Genomic DNA, 17,590 nt, shown 5'->3' with positions numbered 1-17,590 from the left:
CCTCAATTCCATGAGAAATTTTTGTAAATGTTCCGTAAATTATTATTATCTTCTTAGCAAGGAAGGACGTCACAAAATCCGTTTATGATATCCTTGTGCGAGATTATATAAATGGTTGGACCAGTTATGCAAGTAGTATTTACGTACTAGATATAAGCTTTTTTAGTAAAGTGTCAAAAGAGGTAGTTTTGGGATTTTCAGAGAAAAACATTTGGTATTGTACTGCAATAAAGTTTAAATATTGATCAGTAGTTAAGTTTGTATTTTGAGCCAGTTTTGGTGTTTAAGTGGTGTTGTTTTCGAAATGAAACGTTTTGTTGATTATTGGTGGTGGAGTTTGTAGAATCGCAAAGAAGCGTTAGGGATCTCGTGGCTATAAAAGCTCTATTAGAGGTCTAGAGCGCTTAAAAGATGTTAGTAGGCACTGCCCTTAAAAGCACCTACAAGCCTAATTTGAGAGATTAAGCACATCAATGGATTGTCTGAGCCGGGGAGACAGATTCTCCGGCATAAACATCTCGAGCAAATCATTTAAAAATTTATGACCTAATGGGGTCGGTCGATAAATACCTTCCGTTGTATCCAAGAGTTCTTTGAAGACTGCTTGCTCTATGTTGTCGTTTATCAGAGCGGGCGTTAACCCTGTTCGCTCAAAAAACAGTTGTTGATCTACTCCTTGGGTCAAACGCATGGTGTTCATAAAAAACTCTAACGGCAGTTCTTCTATCGCGAGTGTTTTTTGGTTGTCCAAATAGGGCTGGCTAGCATCGAGATAGCTTTTGGGGTGGCGTTTTTTGCTGTAGCGTCGGATCTTTTGCTCTGCTGGCAAAGTGATTTTGCCATGAGCGCCCGCACCGATACCCAGATAATCACCAAATTGCCAATAGTTAAGATTATGTCGGCTTTGAAGTGAAGGGGCCTTGGCGTAGGCTGAGATTTCGTATTTATTAAATCCAGCGTCTTTTAGACGGGCTTCTCCGGCATCTTGAATATCGCTCAAGGCATCGTCGGCTGGGAGCTTGGGAGGGTGGCGATAAAACAGTGTATTGGGCTCAAGGGTCAGTTGATACCAAGACAAATGACTGACGCCAGAATCAAACGCAGTGGCCAGATCTTGCATGGCCTGTGCTTGTGTCTGCTCGGGTAAACCATGCATTAAATCTACATTAATGCGCTCAAATCCGGCCTCTTGCGCCATTTTTATGGCTTTAAGCGCTTCATTCGCTTTATGGATGCGCCCTAACGTATGTAGATGTTGATCATTGAAGCTTTGTACACCAATTGAAAGTCTGTTGATCCCTGCCTGGAAGAAGCCTTTAAATTTATCTGCCTCAGCAGTACCCGGATTCGCCTCCAGAGTGATTTCGATATCCCCATTGAATGGAATTAATGCTCTGATCTGACTGAGCAGAGAATCAATGGCTTGAGCCGAAAACAAACTAGGCGTACCGCCACCAATAAAGATACTGGATAAACGGCGGCCCCAGACAGCAGGCAGCTCCTGCGTCAGATCGGCGACCAAGGCATCAATATAGGCTTGTTCATCCATAGTCTGGCGATTTTCATGAGAGTTGAAATCGCAATAGGGGCACTTACGTACACACCAAGGAATATGGACATACAGTGACAGCGGGGGGAGTTGAGTCAGGTGTTGCATAAGTTGTTAGAGTGCTGCTTTGAGTAACGCAAGCGCTTTGCCACGATGGCTGAGAGCATGCTTTTGCTCTTTACTCAATTCTGCCGCCGAGCATTGGTGTTCGGATACATAGAACAGAGGATCATAGCCGAAGCCACTATCACCCTGCGGTGCTTTAAGAATGCGGCCTTCCCAACTGCCCTGACAGATGATGGGGGTGGGATCTTCGGCATGTCGCATATAGACAATGACACACTGAAAACGTGCTGTCCTGTCAGCCTCTGGCGTGTCTTTTAACAAACTTAATAGCTTTTCGTTGTTTTTTTGATCGGTCGCCTGGTCACCAGAAAATCGAGCCGAGTAAATACCAGGCTGACCATTAATCGCGTCGACTTCGATACCTGAGTCGTCGGCAAGTGCTGGCAAGCCGCTCAACTTGGCTGCATGACGAGCCTTCTTGATGGCATTTTCAACAAAAGACAATCCATCTTCTACAGCGTCATCGATATTCAATGAACCTTGAGGAACGATTTCATAATTTAGTGGAGCAAGAATATCTTGCAGCTCCTGAATTTTCTTTTGGTTGCCACTGGCTAAAACAATTTTGTTCGACATGATGTACGCGCGATAAAAATGAAAGGGCTATTGTAGCGAATATACAATAAGAATACCTGCTGGAATGGGTATTCTTATTGTCAAAGATAAGCGATGATGAATTATTTGCTGGTATAAAGCTGCTGAGTAAATTGAAAGTCTAGTGGCGTTTCTTCACCGCGCGGCGTGATTTTCAATTTAAACGTCAGTTTTTCTGCGTTGGCAAAACGAAAATTGGCAAGGTAGTAGATTGCATCACCCTCACGGATTTCTTTAAAGGCCAGATCTTTGTTTTGTCCTGCCAAGTTGTAGGCATTGCCAATGATATTGGCACTCGTGCCTACAGGTGTCTTGGTATTTTGTTTAAGCACTGTAATGTTAACCAGACCCAGCGCTTTAGAACGTTGAATCCCATACTGGCGCGCTGTTTCGGGAGAAATAAAGTCACTGGTGAATGCATTGTAATGCACCACATAGTCACCGATATTTTTGCTTTGCTCTGCTTGTGCGCTGGAACAAATGGTGAGCAGTACGTAACTGACACAAAGACTGATGATGCGGCGAATGTTCATTGGTATCTCCATCGAGTGACTGAATATCTGTGGAGGCGTAGCCCATACAGGTAATCTTGTTTGGGGTATATCCCCGTCGTCTTTCAAACGGCACGGGTGTTGACTGCGCGAACTCCCCCCCTGCCACTTAGAGTATCTAAGCTCTGGGGATTCGTTTGCTTGTCGCCTACATGTCGTGTGAAATGCTTGGGGTATAGTTTAAGCACGTAAAGAACTGTAAGTAACCAGTGAAACTGCAAGCTAAATACTGAGGCAAGAGCTGGTCACTGCTCCTATTAAATATAGAGTACCGGATTTATAAGATCGAGTCAGGTTCGGTGAATTACGAAGTGTTTCACACAATTCGTAGGGCTTGTAATAGAGCTTGAATAAGCAATCGCTTTGAGTGCGGAGAGGATACCTGCCAAACCCATGTTCAGCAGGTATTGAAAAGAGTTTTAACGTCTAACGCGAGCAAACTCGACGACGTTTTCAGAAGACTTTGAAGGGGCTGATTGTCGCAGCGTTTTGAGCGAGTCTTCCGCATTCACGAGTTCAGTATCTAGCTCCAGTATCAGAATGTTCAGAGCTTTTAAACGTCCTTCAATGGTGGCATCAGTGTGCTGTAGTGACAGTAACTCTTCATGATGGTTTTCCATCAGTTCTTTTTGTGAGTTAACCTGGTGGGCTAAAGGATTCATCACATCAATAGACCATTGACGCAGCTCTTTGCGTACTTGTTTAAGGAACTGAGAAACCTGGTGCACGGTTGTGGTGAAGAAGCGTTTTACTGCAACACTTTGCTCACTCAAAGTCAGGATTAAATTGTGATTTAGCTGACTGGCATTATCTAATACATGCTGTAGTTCGCGACGTGTCTTCTTGGCTTGAATCAAACGAGGAGAGAGAAGCTCGATACCGAAGTCGCGTTGAAACTTGATGTACATGGACTCGGCCATTTTGTTACTGAGCTCTGCTTCGCGGCAGAATTCGTTCATCATGCCTTCGATAGAACGGAAGAAACGCTTGAGTGTGCGCATCATGCCCACGGTTGTGCGGCTATTTACCAGATCCTGTAGCGTTGCCTGAATCATCTCGTCCATAGTCTTACGACTCACGGTGTTTAGCAGGATTTCGGTCTGCCGCTCTAGCAAGCGTTGGCTGGGTTTTAACGTCAGGTGGCGTTTTTTAAACTCTTCTTGAGTGTCGCGGCTTTTATCTAACAGCTCTCGTAGTTCGGTTTCTTGATTGCCCTGTAGTTGTTCTAATTCGCCTCTTTGTGATTCGAGTTGTTCTTTTCGGCTTCTCAGGACTTGTTTGGAGTCTTCTATCAAATGAGTGGATTGTTCCAAAATGCCATCCCAGAGCAAGCTTTCTTTGTTGCCGAGGATAGTCTCTGAGAGCACGTTTTCTAATTCATCAATCTGGCTTTTTAGAACCAGCGCTTTGTCATCTTTTACTTTACCTAATAGAGCCTTTTGAGCAGATACCGAAATCACGTCGGTTTCGTTGATCTTCAGATGGCGAGCGGTTTGGCGAATCACGCGATTGATGGCTTTTTCGGTTTTCTTACGGCCCGCCAGATCATCCCATAGCGCATCAATTTTATTCAATACAGCGTACAGACCGAGGTTGGGACGAGTTTTTAATTGCTCGATATGTTCTTCCCAGATCTGCAAATCGCTGGCTGTGACGCCCGCATCAGCAGCTAAAACAAAAACAACGGACTGAGCTTGAGGTAACAGGTTAAAGGTGAGTTCTGGCTCACTGCCCAATGCATTCAATCCGGGAGTATCGATGATTCTCAAACCTTGCTTAAGCAATGGGTGAGGGAAGCTAACAATGGCATGTCGCCAAGCTGGAATTTCGACTTTATCGGGGGCTTCTTCGCTTTCTTCCAGTGTCGCAGCATCAAAACCCAGTGCAATAGCATCAACACGAGACACGCTTTTGGTTTGCGTGATGCTTTGCATGGCCTGGGCCATTTCTTGTGGAGAATGTGTTAGCAGAGGAATGTCGACCCAGTGGCTTTTCATATCTCGATAGTCAGACAAAGCAACGTCTTGTAGTCGGGTTTCGATAGGGAGCAGGCGCAGGTAAGAGGTCTGAGAACTTTGATCAAACAATAATTCGGTCGGACACATGGTGGTTCGGCCCGCTTGAGAAGGCAGAATGCGTTGACCATAATCGGCGAAAAAGATGGCGTTGATAAGCTCGGTTTTACCACGAGAAAATTCACCAGCAAATGCGATGGTCAGATACTCAGCTTTGAGCGACTCCAGCATGTGGGATACGCGGCTATCGTTTTCTTCAGTACAAAGCTGATTTCTACGTAACCACAAACGGAATCCTTTAAGTTCTTTGGCAATGGACTCTTTCCAGCGACCAAATTCTCCTACTGAATCAACAAACTGCTTGGGCCCCATAACATTACACCTACAATTAAACCTATTTAGGTTGTCTAAACTTTACTCATTTTAGCAGAAAATAACGTTAAAAAACGCACATTTGCAGATATTTAATCAGGTTTTTTATTAGCTTTGTCAAAAAAACTGACACAAAGCATCACTTTTATAGATTAAATCAAGCGCATTCCTGTCATACTACCAGCCAAGCTGAGTAATCCCTGCTGTGACAAAGTGATTATTATAAAAACAACGATTGCTGAAAAGTCAATCATACCAACAGGGGGAATAATTCGCTGGAATGGGCGCAAAATAGGATCCGTTAGCTGGATAACCAATTGGACAAAGGGATTATTCATCAGCTGAGTGCCAATCATTAAGAAGCTAGCAATAACGCGACCTATAAGCAGGTAGAAGAACAAATCCAACAGTGCGTACAGCAACTCCAGTAAACCACCAAGCAATATGGTTAGTAACTGAACCTCATAGCCTTGCCAGAAATTATAAGCAAATCCCAAGATCGCCAATGACAAAAAGTAACCTAAGATGATGGAAGCCAGATCGATCCCGCCAAAGCCTGGGATCAGACGTCGTAAGGGCGCGAGTACAGGGTTGGTCAACTTTACTACCGACTGAGTGACAGGATTATAAAAGTCCGCCTTAAAGTACTGGGCTATAAAGCGCAACAGTACAAACACCATAAACAACTTGGTTAAGATGGCGAAAACAGTTAATACGATAGTCATTGGTTCTCCTAATGATTGGCTGCTAATTCTTGGCCGCGAGTGATAGCTGCATCCACTGCATTAGCAACAATTTGCTGTAATTGGTCTTGCTGCAGGCTGGTTAGGGCGGCCGCTGTGGTACCTCCGGGTGAGGTAACCTGCTGACGGCGTTCTGCAATGTCTACATCTGGATGATTTTTTAGCAGCGTTGCTGCACCGAGCGCACTCTGGACGACTAACGTTTTGGCGCACTCTTCGGTCATACCTTGAGCCTTAGCTGCCTCAATCATTCCTTCGATAAAGTAGAAGAAATAGGCTGGAGAGCTGCCAGCGATTGCGGTCACTATATCCATCTGGTCTTCTTTTTCCAACCAGACAAATTCGCCTACAGCGCCGAACAAATATTCTGCAACTGGATGATAGGCGGCTTTGGTTGCACTGTCGGCATACAATCCCGTAGCACCCTGCAATTCTATTGCGGGTGTATTAGGCATCGAGCGAATGACGGGCATCTGGTTAACTTGGGCACTCAGTTGGCTGGTGGTTAGCCCTGCGGCAACAGAGATAACGCAATGAACCTTGGTAAATTCTAAATCTTCTAAAGCGGCGGTCATCATTTGTGGTTTCACCGCCAGGATCAGAACATCAGCGGTATCACAGACAGCCTGATTAGATTGGGTGACTTGCACGTTCAGCTCTGTCGACAATTGGTCAAGCTTGGCTCGAGTTGGGTTAGAAAGCATGATCTTTTTGGGATCATGGCCTGCCGCCAGCAGCCCTCGGACAATGGCCGATGCCATATTGCCAGCGCCGATAAAGCCGAAGGTTATTTCATTGAGAGAAGTTGGTAACGTCATGAACACAAAGCTCTTAAGTATTGCTGGTGATTAAATTTGTTGTTTCCAGTTAGCTGGGCGCGGGCCAAAAATGCCTGTCCCTACTCGCACCATAGTGCTGCCTGCTGCTATGGCCGCTGTCATATCTTGTGACATGCCCATAGAAAGAGTCGTTAATGATGGATATTGGTGCTGATAGTCAAGAAACAACTGTGAGATCTGCTCAAATTGTTTCAATTGTTGTGCTGTGTCTTGTTGCTTAGGAGGGATGGCCATTATGCCTTTGAGATTGAGTCGGGGAGCATCGCAGACATAATCTAGCAATGATTTGAGCTCTTCGGTTGTCGCCCCTTGTTTTGAGGACTCGGCAAAAAGATCGACCTGAACACAAATATTTAATGGCGCAAGCTCTTCTGGACGCTGCTCATTGAGGCGTCGAGCAATCTTGAGCCTATCTACGCTTTGTACCCAGTCAAAATGCTGGGCGATATCTCGCGTTTTGTTGCTCTGAATCGGACCGATAAAATGCCACTCAATATCATACTCTCGAAGCGCCTGTATTTTATCCACTGCTTCTTGCACATAGCTTTCGCCGAATGCTTTTTGACCGGCGGCGTAAGCCTCACCTATGTTATTGATTTTCTGCGCTTTACTCACTGCTAACAATGTGACAGAGTTAACAGTTCGGTTGGCCTCTTCAATGGCATCTTGTAAAAGTTGATTTACCTTATTTAGATTTTGTTCGATGGTCATTCTTTTACGCTCAAGTTAGTCCAATACAAAACTGAGTTCAACGACTAGAATTAATTCGGTGCATTATTACTAAATTTATGCAATAAAACTAGAAAATCCGGGGCGAGAACGAATGGATATAACTGAATTACTGGCATTTAGTGTAAAAAACAAAGCATCTGATTTACACCTGTCGGCGGGCCTGCCGCCTATGATCCGTGTAGACGGTGATGTTCGTCGGATCAATGTACCTCCTTTGGATCATAAAACTGTTCATAGTCTGGTCTACGACATTATGAACGATAAGCAACGTAAAGATTTCGAAGAATTTCTAGAGACGGACTTCTCGTTTGAATTACCCGGTGTTGCACGTTTTCGTGTGAATGCCTTCAATCATAATCGTGGTGCAGGTGCGGTATTTCGTACCATCCCCTCTCAGGTATTAACGCTTGAAGAACTAGGCGCTCCGGCTATTTTTAAAGAAGTCTGTATGCATCCTCGAGGATTAGTGCTCGTAACAGGACCAACAGGTTCTGGTAAAAGTACGACACTGGCTGCCATGATCGACTATATCAATGATAACGACTACGGACATATCTTGACCGTAGAGGACCCAATAGAATTTGTCCACGAAAGTAAACGTTGCCTCATTAACCAACGTGAGGTGCATCGTGACACCCTGGGCTTTAACGAAGCACTGCGTTCTGCACTGCGTGAAGATCCCGACATCATACTGGTGGGGGAGCTACGTGACCTTGAAACCATTCGTCTTGCGTTAACCGCAGCCGAAACGGGTCACTTAGTGTTTGGCACCTTGCACACCTCGTCTGCTGCAAAAACCATTGACCGTATTGTTGATGTATTTCCAGCAGCCGAAAAAGACATGACTCGCTCAATGCTATCCGAATCATTGCAAGCGGTAATCTCGCAAACACTGCTTAAGAAAGTGGGTGGCGGCCGAGTGGCGGCCCATGAAATCATGGTAGGTACCCCTGCAATTCGAAACTTGATTCGTGAAGATAAAGTGGCACAGATGTATAGCTCCATTCAAACGGGAGCGCAGCATGGTATGCAGACATTGGATCAATGTTTAAAAGATTTACTGGCAAAAGGGCTGATTAATCGTAACGATGCCCGCGAAAAAGCAAAAGCGAAAGAAGATTTCTAATTTGCTGAGAACATTTATTTTTTAGTTATGAGAAGTTGGCTATTGCATCATTTGATGAGTAACTAATAGCGGCTGAAACAACAGGTACACAATAATGGATTTTGAAGCACTCTTACGACTCATGGTTCAAAAACGAGCCTCGGATCTCTTTATTACAGCAGGAGTTCCACCGTCAATAAAAATTAACGGGAAAATAATGCCTGTTACACAGCGCGCACTCAACGCAGAAAAAGCTCGAGAAGTTGTTCTGAGTGTTATGAACGAAGAACAACGTCGTGACTTTGCTCGCTCCCGTGAGTGTAACTTTGCTATTAGTGCTTCCAATGTTGGCCGTTTTCGTGTGAGTGCTTTCCAGCAGCGCAATCAGGTTGGTATGGTTCTACGTCGAATAGAAACGCAAATTCCAACGTTGGACGAATTGCGTTTACCTTCGGTATTAAAAAAGCTCTCTTTGACCAAGCGTGGTTTGATTATCTTTGTGGGTGCAACCGGTACTGGTAAGTCAACATCGTTAGCGGCAATGATTGGTTATCGTAATCAATCAACAACTGGTCATATTATCACTATCGAAGATCCTATCGAGTTTGTTCATCAGCACTCTAAGTGTATTATTACTCAGCGCGAAGTTGGTTTAGATACTGAGACCTTTGAAGCAGCATTGAAAAATACTTTGCGTCAGGCTCCTGATGTTATTTTGATTGGTGAGGTTCGAACTTCAGAAACCATGGACTATGCGGTAGCCTTTGCTGAAACGGGTCACTTGTGTATGTGTACTCTTCACGCAAACAACGCTAACCAGGCACTGGATCGGATTATTCATTTCTTCCCGGAAGAAAAGCGTCATCAGCTGTTATTGGATCTGTCATTAAATCTTCGCGCGATTGTTGCACAACAATTGATTCCAACCCCTGATGGAAAAGGTCGCCGAGCGGCTATCGAAGTATTAATCAATACGCCACTGGTTGCTGATCACATCCGTAAAGGTGAAATGCATTTGATCAAAGATTTGATGGCTAAATCAACGGAACACGGAATGCAAACTTTCGATCAAGCCCTGTTCAAATTATTTAAAACAGGTGAAGTGACTTATGAAGACGCGCTTCATCATGCGGACTCTCCAAACGATCTGCGTCTGATGATTAAGTTGGATAGCAATGAGTCCGAATTAAGTCTTGAAACTGGCGTCGGTGGCGTGGGTGGTATGACATTAGAAGAGCAGGATGAACCGTTTTAAGAAGAACTAGATAAGTGAGCATGACTCAAAGGAATCGAGTCATGTTCTGCTTCTTTGCAGTATGTTCAAAGGAAACTTTTTGAGAGATAAAAAAAATGCAGCGGGAAGTTTGCCGGGTAGTCTTTATGTGATGGATTTTCAGGGAGCTTCCAGTGATGTACTTTTTTTGTATAAACTGGATCATGCAGGCACACGCAGCCGCTTATTTGATGCGCCGACAAACTGGACAGTCAATCAGTCGCCTCGTCATATAATTTTTGGTGGAGGTGGAGACTTTGGCGCAGATTTATATGTTGCTGATAACTACACTGGCAACCCGCAAGTCTGGCGTATTGTCAGTGATGGTAGCATGTCGAAAATGTTTAAGTCAGGAAAACTAAATAGCCTGACCTCTATTCGCTTTGGTCAGTCAGGCCCCTTTGGTAATCATATGTACATTCTTGATATATCTAAACATCAATTACTTATTGCTGATGCCTGGAGAAATACCGATGTATTTGCTAGTAAAATTGATGGAACCAGTTTCTCTGATATGGTGTTTTCGAAAGATGGCAGAACGCTTTATCTTGGTTTAGGTGATACTGTCTATGCGATTAAAGCTGATAAGTGCTTACCTTAAGTTAGATAGTATAAAGAGTCTTAGTGCCTAGGATATTAAAGCTCTTTTTAGAACATAAAGTTAAAAAATTCTACCGAGGTAAATTTTCATTTTCTGCAATATAGCCTACTTTAAGAAGATATGAATCGCGTAGAGTATGAGTGGAAAAGCTGCGGATAGACTGCTATGACTAAAACATGCGTGAAGATCGCCACATTCTTTATTATTTCTGCTTACTTCCAACTGGCCGAAGCAACCAGTGAAGGTTTTCTTCAATTAAATCACGCTAGTATTGTGGAGTTCTATTCGATGACCGATGGTGGAAGCATGGTTTTTCAAATAGATAGAAGAAATAAGAAAAACCTATGGATATTGTTAGATGGGAAAGTCGACTCTCAATATCGTGGTTGCTTTTTTATTTCTGAGAGCCCAGAAAAGGAAAAGATAAGAGTTGATATAGAATCGAAAATGGATAACTCTATCATTAATTTTTTTGAGGTCCGAGCAAAGAAATGTGAGTTAAGTAAAGGCACTCAAAAACAATGTGAAGCGGTAATGGCATTGGTCGAGAAAGTTAAGCAGTTTAGAGGCAATGACTTTAAGTAATGACTTGAAGATCAAAAGAATTTATCAGGAGATAGACGATGGAGTTTTTAAGGTGGAGTAGCGACCAGGAAGATGGGTATTGCGTATTAGACTCGCCACTTGTAGATGATGAGTCACAATATCTGGGTGAGGACTTGCACTGCAGTTGGCCCGATGATGTTACTGTCCCAATGGATGATGATTATCCAGAGGACATAGAGCTTGTCGATAATCCTTATGGCTCGATATTTCCAATCGTTTCTCAAAAAATCGTCGACATTCTCGCTAAAGAGCTGCCCGAAGGGAATATAGAATTTCTTCCCGTGACTATTCTGAACCACAAAGGCCATCCAGAACCCGATAATTACTTTATTCTTCACCCCAAGGAGATCGTTGATTGTATCGATCAAGAGGCTTCAGTGGTTGAATGGAACCCTCTGGCGCCAGAGGAGCTTATGGGGTGTGAGAGTATGGTTCTCAACGAAGATAAAATTCCTCCAAGCAGCAAGTTGTTTCGTCTTAAGCACTGGGGGTCGGTGATTATTATTCGCTCTGACTTGGCAGAGTTGCTTGAATCTGAGGGAGTGACGGGGCTGTATTTTCCTCCTGCGAAAGGTTATAACGGGGTAGGGTAGCTATCTTGAGATGCAAAAGTTAGGTTTTCAAATATTTTGTTCTTCGTAAGTTTGTGGCTTCTTATTTCGTGGCAGCCACCACTTATAATAAAGTAATGGCTCCAAGCAAAGTATGCTAATGAACAAGAGGAAATATAGGAGAGCATTAAGATATAAAGTATTTAGAGCAGCTTTAGTTTGTTTCTTTACTATCTTTGTTGTAGCTTGAGCTGCACTTTTTTCTATGTTAGAAAAGTCAACTGTCACAAGTAGAATAGCGCTAAACTCAACTATGTTATCGTCTAACCCTGAGGTTAATCCCAGTTCCTTAATCACTTCTTGTAACGTATATTCCATCATATAGATAGCTATACGATCACTTAGTTCCTGGCTAATATAATTCTCAATGCCATTTTTGGATGTGCTTTTCCCTGGCTCTTCTCGTAAAGATAACTGTTCATTGAAATACTGTGAGGCATCGTTAACAGTAAGCAATTCATCACCAAATTGAGCGGGTAATCTGGATGTCAGAAACTCCTTAAGCTCTGGAAGTTTTGACACTAAAAAAGGTTCTAGCTGTTCATCCAAGGTTTTTACAGCAATAGACTTCGTTGCACTTATTGAGCCGCAGACCATACCAAATATCAGAAAAGCAAACATCCACAATGGATAATGCAATTTCGTTGCAAGGTTCCACAATATTTTTTCTCTATAATACATTTTTCTTCTGTGCACAAAACTTAAGCATAGTATTGATAAAATAACCCCTATCAACCCGAAGCCAATTGCACGTGGCAAAGTATCTATAATCACACTGAGAGCAAGCTCTCCAGCGAAAATCGAAAAATCAAATAACTTACTAGCGTCCACGAATAAACCTTAATATTTTCCTATAAACTAAGTGTTAATGATTATTTTTAAACGGTTCAACACTTAAAAATTCCCCTAGTCGCTAATTGAAAAGAGAAACGCTATCGATTCATAGTATCTGAAACCAGTTTGTGATCCTCTTTGAGTTATATTCCATTTAGACTCTTTAATTACTTAACTGGGATAAAGTATCAACTGAGTTAAAAGTATGCCAGTATAGAGTTTTTTTGTCAGGACTTTCTTTACAGTGCTGTAATGCCGCCGCCACTGATTTTGCTGTATAGGTAGACTCTAGTTTTATATCTGCTTTACTGAACAAATTAATGGCTTTGGTTCCTGACTCTGTCGGGCAGCCATATCCATCCCCATAAAATGACTCTTTAAGATCTATTGTTGGCATAGATATCTCTGGAACTTCAATAGCCAGTTTTCTTAAATATTTATAGGTTTTTTCCATCAGAGTGCTGATAGTTTTTGTCGTGCAAATGGGGATAACACCCAGATGTGAAGGCGCTACTCGAACACCAATTACAGAGGCATTTAAGCCAGCCAGTTTACAGCCTAGGGTTAGCCCGGCAAGTGTGCCACTAGAGCCAACAGGACAATAAATATAGTCTGGCTCTATCAGTAGTCCAGAGTCTATTTGAGTCTTGAGCTCAAACGCCGCATTAACAAACCCCAGACAGCCTAAAAGACTCGAGCCGCCAGCTGGCAGATAATAAGCACCGGCTCTGCTAAAAACTTGGCTGCAATAAAAACTTAAAGCGGCTCTAAGGATCGTGCCTTTGTGTTTTAATGTCGTTCCCAGATGCTCGAGTAACTTCTGGTTTTCTTTCACCGTCGATGTGACTGGTTGATCGAAAGTATAAATAGTACAACCAATGCCTTTTAGATGACCAAACAGTGAAGTGGCAATGCCATGATTAGTGCCTATTGCCCCCAGGGTAACAATGTTTCTTTTCTTCTTCCTGATAACATCAGCCAGAATAAACTCCAGCTTTCTGACTTTATTACCGCCATACAGAGAATGAGTCAGGTCATCCCGTTTTATCCATAAATTGTCGATGGCACCATATTCGCTATTTTGTGGAAGTTCTAACTGCTCTACTGGCGTAGGGGCATTTATCAGAGGTATCCAGGGAATGTTATTTTCGAGAGAAGGATATTGCAGAAAAATTTGAGGTTTTTGGTTCATTACTGTTTGGCATTCCTTGCTGCAAAGTGGTGCCTTAGCTTAATTTAACTGACCAATAATTGAAACAGGGAAATTCTTTATCCCATTGATCTAACTCTTCTGAAAAATCACCAATCAAGAGTAGGGATTCGATTTCACTATCTGAGCTTTTAAGACGTTGGCTTAGTGAAAGTGGAGATTCGTCATAACAGCCGGGGTGATCCGGATGGCAAAGGCGACTGGCAAAACCCAGATCTTCCCACAGTGGAACGGAGGCTATAGCGTATGGAGGGATAGAACTCACCATGATTTGTGATGGTCTCGGTTTAAAGAGCGTGTTCTCCTGATAATTGCTGATGAGTAATAAGCGTTTGGCTTGCCATTGTTTTTGATGTTTAAGCAACAGATGGCTGGCAATGATTAAGCCATTGCTATCGGTAATGATAAGTTCAGGATCTTCAATCGAAATGGATTTCGGAACTAATGATAGGGTTTGCGGCAGAGTTTGTTCTGAGCTGAGTAGTTTTAGCTTGTTTTCGTGAATGGATAGAACGGGGTATGCTTTATTATTAATGGCGACTTCATAATAGGAAGCTGAGGCCTGAAAGCTATCAAGAATATCAGCCTCAACGATAAATGTTTGGGCGGTGTAGGCGGTGCAATGAGTTTGCTTAATACGCAGGGGTATCATCGCCGTAACTAAACCAGGATTCCATAATGATGACAGCTGATTCGCTGTCTATCCTGCCTTTTTCCAGTGAGCGGTAACCGCCTTCATCAAACAGTCGGCTGCGAGCTTCGACAGTACTCAGTCGTTCGTCCATTTCGTAAACTTTTAGACCAAAGCGACCATGGAGCCGTTTGGCGAATTTGCGTGCTCTTAGTGTGAGCTCTTGTTCAGTCCCATCCATATTCAAAGGGCAGCCGACAACCAATGCATCGGGTTTCCACTCTTTTAAAAGTGCAGCAACTTGATCCCAGTTGGGTTGACCATTGTTTGCCTTAAGGGCATTTAGGGGACGGGCGCTACCCGTAATAGCTTGCCCAAAAGCGACACCAATACTGCGTTCGCCGAAGTCAAAGCTTAGGAGAGTTTGTGGTTTTGTCATAAAAAGATATCAGGCGTGTCCGACTGTGGTACTGATTTGAGCTGAACTGATGCCAAGTAATTCAATGGCCTTTTGCCAGCGTTCTTCAACTTTGGTGTTAAAGATAATATCGGCATCTGCAGGCACACACAACCAGGAGTTATCAGTAATCTCTTGCTCGAGCTGGCCTGGGCCCCAACCGGCATAACCTAGCGCGATGAAGGCTTCAGCAGGACCGCCATTTTGAGCCATTGAGACCAGAATATCTGGAGAGGTGGTAATCGTGATTTGTTCGCTAATGTCTAAGCTGGATTGCCATAGCTGGCCTGTTCTATGAACCACGAAGCCGCGATCAGTTTGAACCGGGCCTCCTGCCATCACCGAACCTTCTTGTTCCATTAGCGAAGTTTCTAGAGGAATTTCCAGGTGATCAAATAGCTCTGAGGTTGTGATGCTAAGAGGATGATTGATGACTATGCCCATGGCACCTTCTTCGTTGTGCTCACACAGCAAGGCAACGCCTTGTACAAAGTTGGGATCTTGTAACGAAGGCATCGCGATTAGAAAATGGCTTTTTAGGCTATTAAAGTCGCTCATAGTTTTATTGTGAGTGCTACTATCAAAAAAACAAGGCAAATTCGTTGTTTTTTGAGCAAATCGGCAAAATTATCGAGTTGAGATAATATCACCGGGCTGGAATTGCCATAAACGGACAATTTCTAGCACATCAGTATCCTTTTTAAGTTCTTCATCAAATGGCGCAAAAGGTGCCGCTCGCCGTACGATGGCAATGGCCGCATCATCCAGAATTTTATGGCCTGAAGATTCCATAATGTTCACTTCTCGGATGGTGCCGTCACGGTTAACGGCAACTTTAAGCAGCAGATCGCCATAGATTTTCTTTTGTCGTGCAGCAGCCGGGTAGTTTTTGTTGCCCACTTCTTCGATTCGGCGCATCCAGGAATTTAAATACATGGCATCAGAGGAGCGGTGAATAGCCGCTGAAGCTTGTCGTTTACGTAAATTCTCTTTGGAAGCTGCTTGATGTTTATCGTCTAATCGAGCATTTAGACCTGCAAGCTCGTAGCTTTTTTGCAACAGAGTCGCAGTATCAAGCAAGGTATTCTCATTGGTTTGTTGAGCGTCTCTTTGCTCGGCCAGAAAAATGGTGTTCTTACTTTGGTCGGCGGTTAGAAACTCTGGCTGCGGCTGAGTACTCTTGGCACCGGATGGCTCTACAGAAGAAACCGATGCCTGGCGAGTAGGGTCTGGGATTTGAGCCAGTTCTGTGGTGGTTGGTGTTTGCACAACGTCTTTTTGTCCACCGCCTTCTTGATTATCCTGGCCAACAAAGTCGGCCTGATCAGGTTTTTTCTGGCTGTGGTATTGCGCCAATACGACTTGCATCACTGGTGAAGACAGTGATGCATTGGGATCGGGTGCTGCAAAAGCGATCCCCAAAAATAACATTGCATGGAAGGCAAGCGCCAAAAACACGGTAAAGGTGAGTCGATCATTCTCACTGATTTTGGGGCCTGTCTCTTTTAAAACACCGTTTTCTAACATTACTACTACCGTTATTGCGAGTTGACTGTATTTTCTAAGGAATCAAAAAGCTTTGCCGTGATTGAGGTATCAAAAGCGGCTTCTATTTCTCGAATGCAGGTGGGACTGGTGACATTGATCTCTGTGACATATTCACCAATCACATCCAGACCAACAAAGTAGAGTCCGCGCTTTTTTAACTCTGGCCCTATTTTGGCAGCAATGGCTTTATCGCTTTCTGACAAAGGTTGAGCGACTCCGCGTCCGCCTGCTGCCAGATTGCCTCGGGTTTCTCCACTGGCTGGAATACGAGCGAGGCAATAGGGGATGGCTTCGCCATCAACCATGAGTATGCGTTTATCGCCTTCGGTGATCTCTGGAATAAAACGTTGCGCCATCGCAAGTTGTTTTCCATGATTAGTAAGTGTCTCAATAATGACACTCACATTTGGGTCATTCTCTTTGATACGAAAGATAGAAGCGCCGCCCATACCATCAAGTGGTTTTAATATGACGTCTCCATGTTTGGCTACAAACTCTTTGATGGTGTTGGCTTGTGCAGATACCAGTGTTGGAGGGCACAATTCAGGAAACCAGGCAGTAAAGAGTTTTTCGTTACAATCTCGTAAACTTGCTGGATTATTAACCACTAAAGAGCCTTCTTTTTGAGCAAGCTCTAAAATATAAGTGGAATAAATATAATCCATATTGAAAGGCGGGTCTTTGCGCATTAGTATTACGTCCAAATCGGCCAGGTCGACTTCTTCGGTTGCGCCAAGCTCAAACCATTTTTGATCGTTGTCATAAACGTGAAGTGGTTTGCAGATCGCAAATGGGCGTCCGTCTCTTAGTAAAAGATTTTCTATTTCCATGTAAAATAGCTGGTGATTGCGCATTTCTGCCTCCAGCAACATGGCAAACGTGCTATCTTTCTTTATATTGATAGTGTTTATGGGATCCATAATGACACCGATCGAAAGTGACATTGATGCGCTCCTACTGCCTGTTCAGGCTAAGTGACTGTTTTTTATGTGGTATGAGTATATCCTGTAATGGCGACTATCACTAGCTGGAGGAAGGGTCGCCTTCGATCTCCATGATTTACTTTAGCTTTGTTAGCTAACTTATTCTATATTAAGTAAAATCAGAGTAGATTATAGGGGTTAGTTGTGGTAAAAAACTGCAATAATAGGCAAATAAGCTTTTTGTTAATCTCGTTTAATGATATTAGAAGG

At 43.5% G+C, this 17,590-nt stretch carries 19 protein-coding genes; 5 read left to right on the top strand and 14 right to left on the bottom strand.

Annotation, left to right across the window (positions count from 1 at the left end; translation table 11 throughout):
- Window positions 1–448: 448 nt before the first annotated feature.
- From hemW to NH399_RS13235, 7 genes are all read right to left on the bottom strand, one after another.
- Window positions 449–1,657 carry a radical SAM family heme chaperone HemW gene (hemW, locus tag NH399_RS13265; protein ID WP_253040802.1) on the bottom strand — a complete coding sequence of 403 codons (1,209 nt, stop codon included), beginning with the start codon at window positions 1,655–1,657 and terminating at the stop codon, window positions 449–451.
- 6 nt (window positions 1,658–1,663) lie between these two features.
- Entirely contained in the window at window positions 1,664–2,251 is a 588-nt protein-coding gene (gene rdgB, locus NH399_RS13260) for an RdgB/HAM1 family non-canonical purine NTP pyrophosphatase (protein ID WP_253040800.1), read from the bottom strand.
- Between the two features lie 101 nt (window positions 2,252–2,352).
- A complete protein-coding gene (locus NH399_RS13255; RefSeq protein WP_253040798.1) occupies window positions 2,353–2,802 on the bottom strand; it encodes a DUF4426 domain-containing protein in 450 nt (149 codons plus the stop codon).
- Between the two features lie 437 nt (window positions 2,803–3,239).
- Window positions 3,240–5,207 carry a dynamin family protein gene (locus NH399_RS13250; protein ID WP_253040796.1) on the bottom strand — a complete coding sequence of 656 codons (1,968 nt, stop codon included), beginning with the start codon at window positions 5,205–5,207 and terminating at the stop codon, window positions 3,240–3,242.
- A 152-nt stretch (window positions 5,208–5,359) separates the two neighbouring features.
- Window positions 5,360–5,932, bottom strand: a complete 573-nt coding sequence (locus NH399_RS13245; protein WP_253040794.1) for a YggT family protein — start codon at window positions 5,930–5,932, stop codon at window positions 5,360–5,362.
- 8 nt (window positions 5,933–5,940) lie between these two features.
- Entirely contained in the window at window positions 5,941–6,768 is an 828-nt protein-coding gene (gene proC, locus NH399_RS13240) for a pyrroline-5-carboxylate reductase (RefSeq protein ID WP_253040792.1), read from the bottom strand.
- A 30-nt stretch (window positions 6,769–6,798) separates the two neighbouring features.
- Window positions 6,799–7,500, bottom strand: a complete 702-nt coding sequence (locus NH399_RS13235) for a YggS family pyridoxal phosphate-dependent enzyme (RefSeq protein ID WP_253040790.1) — start codon at window positions 7,498–7,500, stop codon at window positions 6,799–6,801.
- A 112-nt stretch (window positions 7,501–7,612) separates the two neighbouring features.
- Between NH399_RS13235 and NH399_RS13230 the strand changes: the two genes are divergently transcribed.
- From NH399_RS13230 to NH399_RS13210, 5 genes are all read left to right on the top strand, one after another.
- A complete protein-coding gene (locus tag NH399_RS13230; RefSeq protein WP_253040788.1) occupies window positions 7,613–8,647 on the top strand; it encodes a type IV pilus twitching motility protein PilT in 1,035 nt (344 codons plus the stop codon).
- Window positions 8,648–8,741: 94 nt separating this feature from the next.
- Window positions 8,742–9,881, top strand: a complete 1,140-nt coding sequence (locus NH399_RS13225; RefSeq protein WP_253040786.1) for a PilT/PilU family type 4a pilus ATPase — start codon at window positions 8,742–8,744, stop codon at window positions 9,879–9,881.
- A 79-nt stretch (window positions 9,882–9,960) separates the two neighbouring features.
- A complete protein-coding gene (locus tag NH399_RS13220) occupies window positions 9,961–10,500 on the top strand; it encodes a hypothetical protein (protein WP_253040784.1) in 540 nt (179 codons plus the stop codon).
- 165 nt (window positions 10,501–10,665) lie between these two features.
- Window positions 10,666–11,085, top strand: coding sequence for a hypothetical protein (locus tag NH399_RS13215; protein ID WP_253040782.1), 420 nt, complete (start codon window positions 10,666–10,668; stop codon window positions 11,083–11,085).
- Window positions 11,086–11,123: 38 nt separating this feature from the next.
- Window positions 11,124–11,699 (top strand): imm11 family protein, encoded by a 576-nt coding sequence (locus tag NH399_RS13210; protein WP_253040780.1) that lies wholly within the window; start codon window positions 11,124–11,126, stop codon window positions 11,697–11,699.
- A gap of 27 nt (window positions 11,700–11,726) precedes the next feature.
- On the opposite strand, the gene NH399_RS13205 is transcribed toward NH399_RS13210, so the two are convergent.
- The 7 genes from NH399_RS13205 to gshB all read right to left on the bottom strand — a co-directional run bounded on the left by NH399_RS13205 (window position 11,727) and on the right by gshB (window position 17,341).
- On the bottom strand, window positions 11,727–12,548 hold the full coding sequence (locus tag NH399_RS13205) for a hypothetical protein (RefSeq protein ID WP_253040778.1): 822 nt from the start codon (window positions 12,546–12,548) through the stop codon (window positions 11,727–11,729).
- A 166-nt stretch (window positions 12,549–12,714) separates the two neighbouring features.
- Window positions 12,715–13,743, bottom strand: a complete 1,029-nt coding sequence (locus NH399_RS13200) for a 1-aminocyclopropane-1-carboxylate deaminase/D-cysteine desulfhydrase (protein ID WP_253040776.1) — start codon at window positions 13,741–13,743, stop codon at window positions 12,715–12,717.
- Window positions 13,744–13,777: 34 nt separating this feature from the next.
- A complete protein-coding gene (locus NH399_RS13195; protein WP_253040774.1) occupies window positions 13,778–14,413 on the bottom strand; it encodes a hypothetical protein in 636 nt (211 codons plus the stop codon).
- On the bottom strand, window positions 14,394–14,831 hold the full coding sequence (ruvX, locus tag NH399_RS13190; protein WP_253040772.1) for a Holliday junction resolvase RuvX: 438 nt from the start codon (window positions 14,829–14,831) through the stop codon (window positions 14,394–14,396). The genes NH399_RS13195 and ruvX overlap by 20 nt, the downstream gene beginning before the upstream one ends.
- Before the next feature lie 9 nt (window positions 14,832–14,840).
- Window positions 14,841–15,407, bottom strand: a complete 567-nt coding sequence (locus NH399_RS13185) for a YqgE/AlgH family protein (protein ID WP_253040769.1) — start codon at window positions 15,405–15,407, stop codon at window positions 14,841–14,843.
- Between the two features lie 69 nt (window positions 15,408–15,476).
- A complete protein-coding gene (locus NH399_RS13180; RefSeq protein ID WP_253040767.1) occupies window positions 15,477–16,376 on the bottom strand; it encodes an energy transducer TonB in 900 nt (299 codons plus the stop codon).
- Between the two features lie 11 nt (window positions 16,377–16,387).
- Window positions 16,388–17,341 (bottom strand): glutathione synthase, encoded by a 954-nt coding sequence (gshB, locus tag NH399_RS13175; RefSeq protein WP_253040765.1) that lies wholly within the window; start codon window positions 17,339–17,341, stop codon window positions 16,388–16,390.
- Between the last annotated feature and the right edge of the window lie 249 nt (window positions 17,342–17,590).

Source organism: Pleionea sp. CnH1-48, from assembly GCF_024124665.1.
GTDB lineage: Bacteria > Pseudomonadota > Gammaproteobacteria > Enterobacterales > Kangiellaceae > JAMXSB01.
Note: the sequence above shows the minus strand (reverse complement) of the source record. Positions and strands in the feature narration are given on the sequence as shown.

Bases quoted from the DNA above. Each gene is read 5' to 3' on its own strand.
- hemW (WP_253040802.1), bottom strand. From the start codon at position 1,657: ATGCAACACCTGACTCAACTCCCCCCGCTGTCACTGTATGTCCATATT.
- rdgB (WP_253040800.1), bottom strand. From the start codon at position 2,251: ATGTCGAACAAAATTGTTTTAGCCAGTGGCAACCAAAAGAAAATTCAG.
- NH399_RS13255 (WP_253040798.1), bottom strand. From the start codon at position 2,802: ATGAACATTCGCCGCATCATCAGTCTTTGTGTCAGTTACGTACTGCTC.
- NH399_RS13250 (WP_253040796.1), bottom strand. From the start codon at position 5,207: ATGGGGCCCAAGCAGTTTGTTGATTCAGTAGGAGAATTTGGTCGCTGG.
- NH399_RS13245 (WP_253040794.1), bottom strand. From the start codon at position 5,932: ATGACTATCGTATTAACTGTTTTCGCCATCTTAACCAAGTTGTTTATG.
- proC (WP_253040792.1), bottom strand. From the start codon at position 6,768: ATGACGTTACCAACTTCTCTCAATGAAATAACCTTCGGCTTTATCGGC.
- NH399_RS13235 (WP_253040790.1), bottom strand. From the start codon at position 7,500: ATGACCATCGAACAAAATCTAAATAAGGTAAATCAACTTTTACAAGAT.
- NH399_RS13230 (WP_253040788.1), top strand. From the start codon at position 7,613: ATGGATATAACTGAATTACTGGCATTTAGTGTAAAAAACAAAGCATCT.
- NH399_RS13225 (WP_253040786.1), top strand. From the start codon at position 8,742: ATGGATTTTGAAGCACTCTTACGACTCATGGTTCAAAAACGAGCCTCG.
- NH399_RS13215 (WP_253040782.1), top strand. From the start codon at position 10,666: ATGACTAAAACATGCGTGAAGATCGCCACATTCTTTATTATTTCTGCT.
- NH399_RS13210 (WP_253040780.1), top strand. From the start codon at position 11,124: ATGGAGTTTTTAAGGTGGAGTAGCGACCAGGAAGATGGGTATTGCGTA.
- NH399_RS13200 (WP_253040776.1), bottom strand. From the start codon at position 13,743: ATGAACCAAAAACCTCAAATTTTTCTGCAATATCCTTCTCTCGAAAAT.
- NH399_RS13195 (WP_253040774.1), bottom strand. From the start codon at position 14,413: ATGATACCCCTGCGTATTAAGCAAACTCATTGCACCGCCTACACCGCC.
- ruvX (WP_253040772.1), bottom strand. From the start codon at position 14,831: ATGACAAAACCACAAACTCTCCTAAGCTTTGACTTCGGCGAACGCAGT.
- NH399_RS13185 (WP_253040769.1), bottom strand. From the start codon at position 15,407: ATGAGCGACTTTAATAGCCTAAAAAGCCATTTTCTAATCGCGATGCCT.
- NH399_RS13180 (WP_253040767.1), bottom strand. From the start codon at position 16,376: ATGTTAGAAAACGGTGTTTTAAAAGAGACAGGCCCCAAAATCAGTGAG.
- gshB (WP_253040765.1), bottom strand. From the start codon at position 17,341: ATGTCACTTTCGATCGGTGTCATTATGGATCCCATAAACACTATCAAT.